Source organism: Massilibacteroides vaginae, assembly GCF_900178525.1.
Classification (GTDB): Bacteria; Bacteroidota; Bacteroidia; order Bacteroidales; family Tannerellaceae; genus Massilibacteroides; species Massilibacteroides vaginae.
Genome location: NZ_FXDJ01000007.1, coordinates 558,625 through 571,376, shown reverse-complemented (window position 1 = coordinate 571,376; position 12,752 = coordinate 558,625). Strand labels below are relative to the sequence as shown.

Sequence of the window (12,752 nt, the reverse complement as noted above, 5' to 3'; positions counted from 1 at the left end):
ATAGACTTAATTTCCCAATATAGACTACTCAATTCACCATATCAAAAAATAGTGGAAATATCCAATCTTGAAACGCGTATAGAACAACTCAAACAGAATTATGATTTTTTTAGATCAAACCCCAAAAATGACATGAGATAACAAGTGTGAAATCCCATTACCCCCCCCGCCTCATCCACTGTCATCCTGAGCCTGCCGAAGGGGCTCATCTCTTCTTGTCCAATCTTGTTCTTCCATATTCAATCCCGTTTTGTGACCTTTGCGGAATCTTTTTCGTATTTTTGTTACGAAATCAAATGTATCAACATGATTATGAAGCAAACGGGTCTGAATATTTTATTATTTATAGGAATAACAGGAAGTGTTTTCGCGCAGAATGGAAGTCAGCGCGTTAATCTGAAAGATATAACCGACGGAAAATTCCGTCAGGTAACTAATGTTGGTGAAATGCGTTCTTTGCCGGATGGTGAGCATTATACCGCAATGAATAAAGAACGTACGATGGTGATTAAGTATGCCTACAAAACAGGGAGTCCGGTGGATACGTTGTTTAATGTGGCTAAAGCACGTGAATGTACGTTTGATAAATTCGATAACTACCTGATCAGTTCTACCGGGCATCGGATATTGCTTCTCGGAGATACTGAATCGATTTACCGTCGTTCTTCCAAAGCGGTGATCTATGATTATGATGTGCGTCGGAATATGGTGAAACCGCTGACTGAGGCTGCGGAGAAGCAGATGATCCCGACTTTTTCTCCTGACGGACGTATGTGTGCGTATGTGCGCGACAATAATATCTGGGTGAAAAAGTTTGATTATGATACCGAGGTACAGGTTACCAAGGATGGAGCGGCTAATAAGATTTTAAACGGAATAACAGACTGGGTGTATGAAGAAGAATTTTCGGTTACAAACCTGATGGCCTGGTCTCCGGATAGTGAGTACCTTACTTATGTTCGCTTTGACGAAACGGAAGTTCCGGAGTTTTCTATGCAAATATATGGCGATGGAGCGTATCCGGAATATTATAACTTTAAATACCCTAAGGCCGGAGAGAAAAATTCTAAGGTAACGGTTCACTCTTACAGTGTGGAAACCAAAGATATAAAAGAGCTGAAAGTGCCCATGGACGCAGACGGATACATCCCTCGCATTACGTTTACCAAGAACTCCGATCAGTTGGCTGTTATGACGCTGAACCGGCACCAGAATGTGTTCAGTATGTATTACGCGAACCCGAAGAGCGGTGTGTTCCGTTTGGTGCTGCGTGAAGAAAATAAAGCATACGTTGATTCCGAATGGCTGTCGTCAATCCATTTTTTGAATGATGGGTTTACCTATGTAAGCGAACAGGATGGCTATGCGCATGTCTATCTTTACTCGCCAACAGGTGTTATGCAACGTCAGGTAACGAAGGGAAATTGGGATGTGACTGACTTCCTGGGAATTGACGAAGCAACGAAAACGGTTTATTATCAATCAGCAGAAGAAAGTCCGATGCGCCGTTCTGTTTATCGGATTGACGCGAAGGGAAACAAAACAAAGCTATCAGCTTCCGAAGGAACCAATAATGCGGTATTCAATGCCAACTTTACCTATTATGTAAATTATTATTCGCACGCCAATTCACCTTCGCGCATAACCGTGAATGAAACAAAGTCGCAGAAAGAATTGCGGGTGTTGCAAGACAATGCTGCCCTGAAGTCTCTTCTTGCTGACCTATCCTATAGTCCGAAAGAATTTATGACCATAGAAACCGCTTCCGGATATGACCTGAATGCGTGGATGGTGAAGCCGGCAAATTTTGACGCTTCCCGTAAATACCCTGTTTTAATGGTGCAATATAGCGGACCTAACTCACAACAGGTTGTTGATGCTTATGATTTCGGATGGGAACACTATTTAGCCTCTGCCGGCTTTATCGTTGTAAGTGTTGATGGTAGAGGAACGGGCGCGCGTGGAGAAGCTTTCCGTAAATGTACTTATCTGAAATTAGGCGAATTAGAAGCCCGGGATCAGGTAGAATCCGCACGTGCTTTAGGTGCATTGCCGTTTGTAGACAGTAAGCGCATCGCAATCTGGGGCTGGAGTTTTGGCGGTTATACCACTTTGATGTCTATGAGCATAGGCGACGGAACATTTAAAGCCGGAATTGCGGTAGCTCCTCCTACAGACTGGAAATATTACGATACGGTTTATACAGAGCGTTTTATGCGCACTCCGAATGAAAACTTCCAAGGATATGATGCTACTTCTCCAATAAAATTGGCAACTAAACTGCAAGGTAAATTGTTGCTTATACATGGTACAGCGGATGATAACGTTCATTTCCATCAAACCATGGATTATGCGGAGGCATTAGTTCAGGCCGGTAAGCAATTTGATATGCAGCTATACAAAGACCGTAACCATGGTATCTATGGTGGAAACACACGCTATCATCTTTATACAAAGATGTCGAATTTCCTGTTAGATAATTTATAAAATGGCAGAACATGTGAGAAAGCCGGATTGGCTTAAAATCCGGCTCGGAGGAAACGAAAAATTTACACGAACAAAAGAAATTGTAGAGTCTCATTCTTTACATACGATTTGTACGAGTGGAAAATGTCCGAATATGGGCGAGTGTTGGGAGCGTGGAACAGCCACGTTTATGATTGGAGGAGAAATCTGCACGCGTTCCTGTAAGTTTTGCAATACGTTGACCGGTAAACCGCTTCCATTGAATCCTTTGGAGCCGGAAAATGTAGCATTGAGTATACGATTGATGAACTTGAAGCATGCCGTGATAACGTCTGTAGATCGTGACGATTTGCCGGATTTGGGGGCCGCTCATTGGGTTAAAACGATAGAAACAGTTAAGAAACGAAATCCCGGACTTACTGTGGAGGTGTTGATTCCGGACTTTAAAGGACGGACGGAACTTGTTGATATGGTTGTGGATGCCGCTCCGGATATTATTTCACATAATATGGAAACTGTTCGGAGGCTTACACCCAGAATACGTAGTGCGGCGAAATACGATGTGAGCCTTTCGGTGCTGAATCGTATTGCTGAACGTGGCGTAGTAGCTAAAACCGGAATGATGGTAGGACTCGGAGAGCAGACCGAAGAGATATATCAATTAATGGATGATGTACTTGCGGTAGGAGGTTCGGTATTAACGATCGGACAATATCTTCAACCATCGCGGAAGCATGTTCCCGTTTCTGCCTATATTCATCCTGATCAGTTTGTGGAATATAAAGAAGTTGCATTGCGAAAAGGATTCGCTAAAGTTGAGAGTGCTCCATTGGTACGTTCTTCTTATCATGCTGAGAAGCATGTGTAATTTCTAACAAATAGTCATTCTTAGTTGTTATTTGTAAAAGGACTGATTGATTAAACATATTTAGTGATGAAAAGACTGAGAAAAGGAATTGGTAACCAAACCATAGGCCTGTTGCCCTTGTTGTTGTTTTTTGGAATGAATTTATTTCTTCCACATTTGATCTCTTTCATGATTTCGGTGGCTTTTTCCGCGCTCTGCTATCTTTTGTATAAGTGGTTGCGTGGATCCGAAGGATATCAATTTGTCCTTTTTCCGGTGGCCATAACGCAGATGCTTTATTCTGTAAGTTTGCTTTTCGTGAATCCTCAGTTTCTCGAAAAGCATTCCGCGTTGTTTGTTGAGATTCTATTTGTGATTGTTTTGGCATTTACTTATCTGCAAAAGCAAAAGGTGAGAAGAATGGCAAGAAATGTGGAAATGGGTTCAGACAAACAGGGCTACCTGATTGCTTCCCTGAATGAATTCTTTTTTACGATTCAGATCATTCAAGGGGCGTTCACCTTGCATCTTTTTGTTGTCTTGTTTTATTTGTTACTTCCAGAAGCAGCCAGAAACTCCTATTATGAGCCATTACTGTTTAATTACATGCCCTTAATCGCCGGGTTTGGAATCATGCTTTATGAGCGGGTACGTTTAATTATGTTGAGGGGGTTTTTAAAACATGAAGTTTGGTTGCCGGTGTTGAATGATAACGGTTCGGTTGTTGGGCGCGTAGCTCACTCCATAAGCGCGGCTTCCGCCAGAAAATTCTACCACCCTGTAGTTCGTGTAGCCGTAGTTTATAACGGCATGCTGTATCTTACGAAGAGAGATTCTGGTTCGATTATATCTCCCAATGCCTTAGACTATCCTTTTAAATACTACGTACGTTATCAACAAGGGATAGAGGAAGCAGCCTACGATGCGCTGTCTTGTTGTTTTTCCCGTGAAGCCGTTTCGCCCAGATTCCTGATAAGGTATAAGTTTGAGAATGAATTAGTGAAACATCAGGTATCTGTTTACGTAGTCTATCTGCATACTGAAGAACAGTTTGCCTGTTGTAAAGATGCAACCGGTAAACTATGGACCTCTAAACAAATTGAAGATAATTTGGGTACGGGATTGTTTAGTGAATATTTTGAAAAGGAGTTTACCTACCTACAAAACACTGTCCTGATGGTAGAAAGCTATTGCTGTCAGCAGGGCGGTCTTGCGGAAGTAGAGGTTTAAATTATCTGTTACCCAACTCGATCACTTCCAGATCCCGGATCTTCTTACCCTCGATCGAGAAGCGAACCAGTGTGCGCACCTGATGAAATCCACTAATTCCTGCTGCCCCCGGATTTATATAAAGACAATTTAATGTGTCATCAAACATCACCTTGAGTATGTGTGAATGACCAGCGATAAATAAATCAGGGCGTTCTGCGTAGAGTTCCCTTCTTATTTCCGGAGCATATCTTCCGGGATAGCCGCCGATATGTGTAATAAGAACTTTCACCTCATCTGCAAGGAAGACCGCTGTTCGAGGGTATTGAATACGAATATTCTGCCCGTCTATATTGCCATAAACAGCACGCGTTGGCTTTAACTCAGCCAATCGTTTAATAACTTCTTCCGAGCCGATATCGCCGGCATGCCATATCTCATCGCAATCCTTAAAGTGCTTAGCATAGCGATTATCCCAGTAACCATGTGTATCGGAAAGTAACCCAACTTTCATCTTTTCTGTTTTTTTTTACTACAAAAGTATCTATATTTACGTATTAAGAAAAAACCATGGAGCATTCATATAAATATTTTAAGCGTGATGTCAGTTGGTTGTCTTTTAATTTCCGGGTTTTACTGGAAGCAGAAGACAAAACGTTGCCTGTATACGAAAGAATCAAATTCCTTTCCATATACTCTTCAAACCTGGAGGAGTTTTACGAGATCCGGGTAGCTGAGCATCGGGGAGTGATTATGAAACGTAATTATGTTGAAGAGGATTCGCAGGAGGCGGAACAGATTTTAGCTGCCATCACCAATGAGGTAAACAATCAGCAAAATGTATTTTATAGAATTTTTCAAGGGCAAGTACTTCCGGAACTGAATAAACATGGTGTATTTCTATATCAGGATCATATCCCAAAGCCTTTTCACAAAGAAGTTGTAAAGCGTTATTTTGAAGAAGAAATTTTTCCCTTTCTTTCACCTGTGATGCTTGAACCGGAAGCTATTCGTATATTCCTTCGTGACCGCCGCCTTTACCTGATTGTGCGGTTAACAAAGAAGGGGAGCGCGTCGGGCAAGTATTACTATGCGCTGATTAAAATCCCTTTTGCTAAGGTTCCCAGGTTTATCGAATTGCCCAAACATGAAGCTACGCATTATATCATGTTTATCGACGATGTGATACGTGCGAACCTTTCGTCTGTCTTTCCGGGCTACAATGTGGAAAGTTGCTATAGCATTAAAATATCGAGAGACGCTGATATTTATTTTGAAGACGAGAATGGCAATCTGGTCGAAAAGTTGAAGAAAAAGGTAAAAAAGCGCAAAATAGGAGCTCTTAGCCGGTTTATGTATGACGCAGCCATGCCGGATGATTTCTTAACTTTTATACGTCATACTTTTGGTATCGATGAAGATAGCCTTGTTCGCGGAGGGCGTTATCTCAATCTTCAAGACTTGATAAAACTGCCAAATCCACTTGGTAAAGCGTTTGAACTGTGCCGCCCTGAGCCAATAAACTTTGCTCTTTTCGAAAAAGCAGACTCCGTTTTTAAGGTAATCAGGCAACAAGATGTGTTATTACATTTTCCGTACTATTCGTTTGATTATATGCTTCGTTTCCTCACGGAAGCGGCAACGGATCCAAATGTGGCTGAAATAAAAGTTACGCAGTATCGCGTAGCTGAAGATTCTGCAGTTATCAACATTCTCATACGTGCTGCTAATATCGGAAAAAAAGTAACTGTCTTTGTCGAGCTTAAAGCGCGCTTTGATGAAGAGAATAATATTCATACTGCCGAGAGAATGAAACAGGCCGGAATACGTATCATATACAGTATCCCCGGATTAAAGGTGCATGCCAAAGTAGCTGTTGTGCTACTCAAAAAACCGGTGGAAAGTGGTTACGCTTACCTGAGCACCGGTAATTTTAATGAAAAAACGGCTACAGTCTATTCCGACATGGCACTTCTTACCTCCAATCAGAAAATCATTCACGATATAAAAGACGTCTTTGCCGTATTGGAAGGAAGATTGGAGAATCCACGTTTTGACACATTGCTTGTTGCCCGTTTTAATATGGTAGACGAGCTAACACGTATGATTCGTCGCGAAAGTGAACACGTGAGACAAGGTAAAAAAGGACGGATCATCCTTAAAATGAATGGCCTTCACGACCAAAATATGATCATGGAATTATACCAGGCCAGTGAAGCCGGTGTGGAGATTGATCTGATTGTGCGAGGCATCTGTTGCCTTGTTCCGAATCAGCCATACAGCCGGAATATCCGGATCACCCGTATCGTAGACATGTATCTCGAGCATTCGCGCGTATGGTATTTCTATAATAACGGCGAAGAAAACCTCTACATGACTTCGGCAGATTGGATGCGACGTAATTTAAGTCGCCGCATAGAAACAGCCTTCCCCATTCTTTCCCCCGAAATCAAACAAGAGATCATCGATATTTTGAATATCCAATTGCAAGACAATGTGAAGGCCTGCTTCATAGACGAAAACTTAGCCAACAACTTCAAACACGATAACAATCCCCAAAAAATCCGTGCACAGGAAGCTATTTATACTTATTTGAGTATCCGCTTTAAAATAAAATAAGATTAATTAATGATATAATGAAAAAAGGTATTGTTTATTCTCTGTTTTTATATTGTTTGTTTTTAGTTAAGAACCTTTGTTCTTCTTTCGCTGTGATGTTGGGGAAAAAGAAATTATATCAGAGAAAAAGGAATTCTATAGGAATAAAATTGTGCTTGATCATAAATTATGATAGAAAAGGAATATTTACTTGAATAGTGAGTATATTTTTAGACTATAGCTGTTCCTATAATAAAGATCAGGCTGCCCATTTATGCTTACTAAAAAAAACCAAATAAATGACGACCAGCAGATATGGGATAAATTCCGATCTGGTGACGATAAATCCTACACTTATTTTTATAAAAAATATGTAATGGATCTTTTTTCATATGGCTTACATTTTACTCCTAACCGAGAATTGGTTAAAGATTGCATTCAGGATGTTTTCGTGAAAATCTATTGTAATCGAAGTAAATTATCTACGACGGACAATGTTAAGCTTTATCTTTTTATTGCATTAAAGAACACATTATTTAATGTTTTTCAAAAAGATAATGCGGATTATCACATAGATACACTGGAACCAGTCTTTACAATTGAGTTTTCGATAGAAGACAAACTAATCCGAGAAGAAGTGGAAGAGGAACAAAGCTATCAAATTGATCAAATGCTTGAAACATTAACACCAAGGCAAAAGGAGGTGGTTTATTACCGCTATATTGAAGGTATGGAAATGAGAGAAGTTTGTCTGTTGATGAATATGAATTACCAATCCGTACAGAATTTGATACAACGTTCATTTAAGAAGATAAGGACAGTTTTCCCTTCAAAGAAAATATCGACTTTGAGTGTTAAAAACAGATCACGCTGTGTGTGAAGAATATTTTAGAGATATGTTATCGGATAAATTAGAATATGAAAAATATAAGTTTTATTCTGCAGAAGAATTTCTTCAGGATGATTTTTTTATTCAATCGATGATTCACCCTTCTGACGATTCGGTACTTTTTTGGAATGAAGCTATAGCTCAGGATATTATAGATAAAGAAGAATATGCTGTGGCTCATCTATTCATTTGTTCGTCTCAGGAAAAAAGGGAGAGGATTACTCAAGAAGAAATGTTTGATTTGTGGGAGGATATCGAATTGAGGAACAAAGACTTTTTAAAGAAAAAGGAACAGAGGTTAAATATCTATTATTCGATTTCCGCGGTAATTGCTGTTCTTTTAGCTTGCGGTTTCTTATTCTTTCAACCTATTTTTTTTCCGTTAGATTTACGATCGGCTATCGAACATATTGATGTTGTTGATAGTACGAGTTCGGATATTAAATTGATATTGGCGGATAATAAAACCCTCTCTTTGGTTGGTCAGGAAGCCGATATTTTATATAATGAGAAAGGTATAGAAATAAATAATCAGGAGACAGATATAAAAAATACTCAACTTACCTCGAGAGGAGCGATAGCATATAACCAGTTGGTTGTTCCTGTAGGAAAAAGGTCAATGCTGACTTTAACCGATGGGAGTAAAATTTGGGTAAACTCGGGTACTCGAGTTGTTTATCCTGTTTTTTTTGATAAAAAGAAGAGGGAGGTTTTTGTTGATGGGGAAATCTTTTTGGATGTATACCCGATGAAAAGAAAACCCTTTATCGTTAAAACTAAAGATCATCAGTTAGAGGTTTTGGGTACTTCGTTTAATCTGACTGCATACGAGAGGGATACTGTTCAAAATATCGTATTGGTATCGGGTAGTTTGAAGGTAAAATCACAAAATAAAAAGGAAATAGTTCTATCTCCTAATGAGATGTACACCTATAGCAATGGTATCAGACAGGTGAAAACGATAAATGTGGAAGAATATATTTCATGGAGAAACGGGATATATCAGTATCAGAGTGAGCAGTTGGGGATTATTTTAACTCGTCTGTCCAGATATTATGGAAAAGAAATAAATTATACAGATGATGTGTCTCATTTAAGATTTTCAGGAAAATTGGATTTGAAAGATGACTTATCAGTAATTCTTAAAGGAATAGCTACAACCGCACCTATTGCTTATGAATCCAGATCCGGAAAATATATGATATCAAAGAAGTGAGGGGTTGATTAAGGTGTATAGGCTCATGTGATAGTCTAAAGTATGTAGTTGTCTAATACGAGTATTATGAGATTAACAGTAGTGTTTTTATTCATTGGAATAGGCATAAATATTAGCTCGGTGGTATATTGTCAATCAACTTTTTTATCATTGTCAGTAAAAGACAAGTCGATAAAAGATGTTTTTCGTGAGATTGAGAATAACAGCGACTATATTTTCTTCTATTATGATGAAGCTGTTGATGTTGACCGTCGGGTGACAATTCGATTGACGGAAAAAACTATCAACGAAATCTTAGATGCTGTTTTTGAATCGACCGAAAATACTTACGCAATAGAAGACAGACAAATTTTTATAATATGCAAGGACTCCTCTGATTTAAAATCCACAAAAATATATCGGCGAAGAATTGTGTCAGGTATCGTGCTGGATGTGGATATTCCTTTGATTGGTGTTAATATTCTTGTTAAAGGAACAGGAAGAGGCACTACTACAGATTTGAATGGGCATTTTACCGTTCCGATTACACAAGCTAACGCAACACTGGTTTTTTCTTATATGGGGTATAAAACCAAAGAAATGAAGATCGCAGACCAGACACATATTAGCTGTCAATTAGAAACTGATGCTTTAGGATTGAAGGAGGTCGTTGTAGTCGGATATGGGATGATAAAGAAAGAAAATATGACTGGTTCTATAACTTCTGTAAAGGGGGATAAATTGCGAGAAAGCTCTTCTTTTAGTGCGATAGATGCACTTCAGGGCCGCGCGGCAGGGGTTACCGTCATGATGCAAAGTGCAAAGCCTGGTGAGGAAGCTAACATCAGAATACGCGGGAACAGATCCTTGAATGCCCTCAATACTCCTTTATATGTAATTGATGGAGTTCCTGTATCCGGAGGTTTAAGCGAGTTGAGTACATCAGACATTGAGTCTGTCGATGTGTTGAAAGATGCTTCTGCTACCGCCATCTATGGCTCCAGAGGCTCCAATGGGGTTGTTCTTATTTCAACGAGAAGAGGAGAAAGAGGAAAAACGCAGATAAATTTTAATTCGTTTTTTGGAATTCAAAACGCAACGAGAACTATACCTATGATGAATGGTGCGGAGTGGGTGGAGCTAGTAAGAGAAGCTAACCGTGCAACGACTAAAACCACACCCTATCCGCTTACACCATCTCTGGATTGGGACAGAAAACTCGGTTATTTTACTGCTGAACCTTCAGTCTTTAATAAAATTAAAAAGGGATATGATGATGAGGGTAATTGGCATTCGGAAAGAGTGCCTTATACTGATTGGACGGGTAAAACATTACAAACATCGCCGATTCAGAATTATCAGGTGAGTGTAAACGGAGGAGATGAGAAAATACAAATTCTTGCATCCAGTAGTTTTTTTAATCATGAGGGAATAGTGAAAGGGCAAGATTATTCGCGTTATTCTATTCGTCTTAATTTTGACTGGCAACCCGGGAAAAACTTTTTGATTGGAGCCAGATCATTGTTTTCACATGCAATACGTAATAATGGAGATAATTTATACAGTAGCATTAAAAGTGTTCCTCCTTTAGCCGATCTGTATGATGAAAATGGAGATTATACAACTTCACGACCGGGAGGAGATCCTCAGCTTTGGAATGAACTGCTCAATTTGGAACAAACGAAGAAAACTCAAAAAAGAGATCGTTTTCTGGGAAGTTATTATTTTGAGATAAAGCTACCGTTCAGCCTCAGTTATCGTTCTAACATCGGAGTTGATGTTATAGACTGGCACACACCGGAGTTTTTTGGTCAATATAGTACAGATAGAGCAGGAGGGCTACCCAGGGCAATAAATAGTCAGACTAACAGCCGGATGGTTCTTTGGGAGAATCTATTGTTTTTTAATAAACGTATAAATGAGCATTCCATAGATATGACTTTCCTACAATCTGTTCAACAAGAGACTACAAAAAAAACGGCTGCTGATGTGCATGATTTGCCATATGATAGTCAGCTTTGGTATAATATTGGCTCTGCAAATTCAATAAGTTCAGTTTCAAGTGACTATTCTCAGTGGAGGCTGGCTTCTTTTATGGGGCGTGTGAATTATAATTTCAAGGATAAATATCTGCTAACCCTATCTGCCCGATATGATGGATCTTCCCGGTTAGCTCCCGGACATAAATGGGTTTTATTCCCTTCCGGTGCGTTTGCCTGGAGACTTAATCAAGAGCCCTTCCTTGAGCGTGTAGAAGAACTTAACGATCTTAAGTTGCGTTTAGGTTATGGTATTACCGGGAATACTTCTATCGATCCCTATAAAACGCAGGGACTATTGGATTTTGCAAGATACTCATATAATTCGGAAGGGGTGCTGGCTTTCTTTCAGTATGAAATGCCAAACGGAGAGTTGTCTTGGGAGAAAACAAAACAATGGAATTTTGGAATTGATTTTAATCTGTTCAATAATCGTTTCGGAGGTACATTAGATTTATACAGACAGAAAACAACGGATTTATTAATGGAGCGTCAATTGCCTGTTGTATCCGGGTTCCCGGGTGTTATGGCTAATATTGGTGAAATAGAGAATCGTGGTGTTGAGTTGTCTGTTAATTCTGTAAATGTAAAGACAGCAAACTATAACTGGATGACTGATATCGTTTTCAGCAAAAACAAAGAGCGAATAGTGCATTTGTATAATGGGAAAGAAAATGACGAAGGAAACAAATGGTTTATAGGAAAGCCTGTCAGTATCTTTTATGACTATAAATCTGATGGTGTCTGGCAACTTGAAGATCAGGCTGAACTGGATAAATGGGGTGGTGCGTTTAAACCTGGAGAAATAAAAGTGATTGATAGAAATAATGATTACAAGATTACATCTGAAGATCGTTTTGTCTTAGGACAGGCAGAGCCTAAGTTTACAGTAAGTATGAGTAACTACTTTGCTTATAAAAACGTTGACTTTAATTTTTTTCTTTATGGTGCACTCGGTCAAATGAAAATGTTTGACAGGAATTGGTCTTTGAATGGACGGTATAATGGGGCACGGGTTAACTTCTGGCGAATCATTGGAGAGGACAAAAACGGCAAACCAGTAAGTAATAAAAGCAATGAGGCACCAAGACCAAATATTGATTATGAAATCCCTAATTATATAACTTCCTTGTATTACCTGAAATCTTCATTCTTACGGATTGGACAAGTCACTCTTGGGTATACATTTCCTGACTTTTGTCTTAAATGGGCAGGGATAAGTAAGTTGAGAGTCTATACTACTGTACAGAACTTGCATGTGTTTACTAATTATCCTGGTACAGATCCGGAGACGGAAATGAATTTCAATGAGCCTCGTCCCCGAAGTTTTATTTTGGGGCTGAATGTCAGTTTTCTATGATTCTTTCAATAAACTAATGTGCTCGCAAACAAAAACAATAAAAAATTTATGTCTAACAGAAAAAAAAGAAAGATGAAGAAACCAATTTAAGAATGAGTTTATATGGTTCGGACTCAATAAAACCGAGCTTACATCAGAGAATAATTGAC

At 39.3% G+C, this 12,752-nt stretch carries 8 protein-coding genes; 7 read left to right on the top strand and 1 reads right to left on the bottom strand.

The annotated features are described in order from the left end of the window. The first annotated feature begins 312 nt into the window (after positions 1 to 312). From B9Y81_RS05235 to B9Y81_RS05225, 3 genes are all read left to right on the top strand, one after another. Entirely contained in the window at positions 313 to 2,487 is a 2,175-nt protein-coding gene (locus tag B9Y81_RS05235) for a S9 family peptidase (protein WP_085535934.1), read from the top strand. Position 2,488: 1 nt separating this feature from the next. Next, positions 2,489 to 3,334, top strand: coding sequence for a lipoyl synthase (gene lipA, locus B9Y81_RS05230; protein WP_085535933.1), 846 nt, complete (start codon positions 2,489 to 2,491; stop codon positions 3,332 to 3,334). A gap of 66 nt (positions 3,335 to 3,400) precedes the next feature. Next, positions 3,401 to 4,543 carry a hypothetical protein gene (locus tag B9Y81_RS05225; protein WP_085535932.1) on the top strand — a complete coding sequence of 381 codons (1,143 nt, stop codon included), beginning with the start codon at positions 3,401 to 3,403 and terminating at the stop codon, positions 4,541 to 4,543. Between the two features lies 1 nt (position 4,544). Here the strand turns inward: B9Y81_RS05225 and B9Y81_RS05220 are convergent, their stop codons facing one another. Further along, a complete protein-coding gene (locus tag B9Y81_RS05220; protein WP_085535931.1) occupies positions 4,545 to 5,036 on the bottom strand; it encodes a metallophosphoesterase family protein in 492 nt (163 codons plus the stop codon). 56 nt (positions 5,037 to 5,092) lie between these two features. Here B9Y81_RS05220 and ppk1 point away from each other — a divergent pair, with 56 nt between their 5' ends. The 4 genes from ppk1 to B9Y81_RS05200 all read left to right on the top strand — a co-directional run bounded on the left by ppk1 (position 5,093) and on the right by B9Y81_RS05200 (position 12,603). Next, positions 5,093 to 7,141, top strand: coding sequence for a polyphosphate kinase 1 (gene ppk1, locus B9Y81_RS05215; protein WP_085535930.1), 2,049 nt, complete (start codon positions 5,093 to 5,095; stop codon positions 7,139 to 7,141). A 253-nt stretch (positions 7,142 to 7,394) separates the two neighbouring features. After that, positions 7,395 to 8,000, top strand: a complete 606-nt coding sequence (locus tag B9Y81_RS05210) for an RNA polymerase sigma factor (RefSeq protein ID WP_085535929.1) — start codon at positions 7,395 to 7,397, stop codon at positions 7,998 to 8,000. A 16-nt stretch (positions 8,001 to 8,016) separates the two neighbouring features. Then, positions 8,017 to 9,225 (top strand): FecR family protein, encoded by a 1,209-nt coding sequence (locus B9Y81_RS05205; RefSeq protein WP_085535928.1) that lies wholly within the window; start codon positions 8,017 to 8,019, stop codon positions 9,223 to 9,225. A 66-nt stretch (positions 9,226 to 9,291) separates the two neighbouring features. After that, positions 9,292 to 12,603 (top strand): TonB-dependent receptor, encoded by a 3,312-nt coding sequence (locus B9Y81_RS05200; protein ID WP_245832398.1) that lies wholly within the window; start codon positions 9,292 to 9,294, stop codon positions 12,601 to 12,603. Positions 12,604 to 12,752 lie beyond the last annotated feature (149 nt).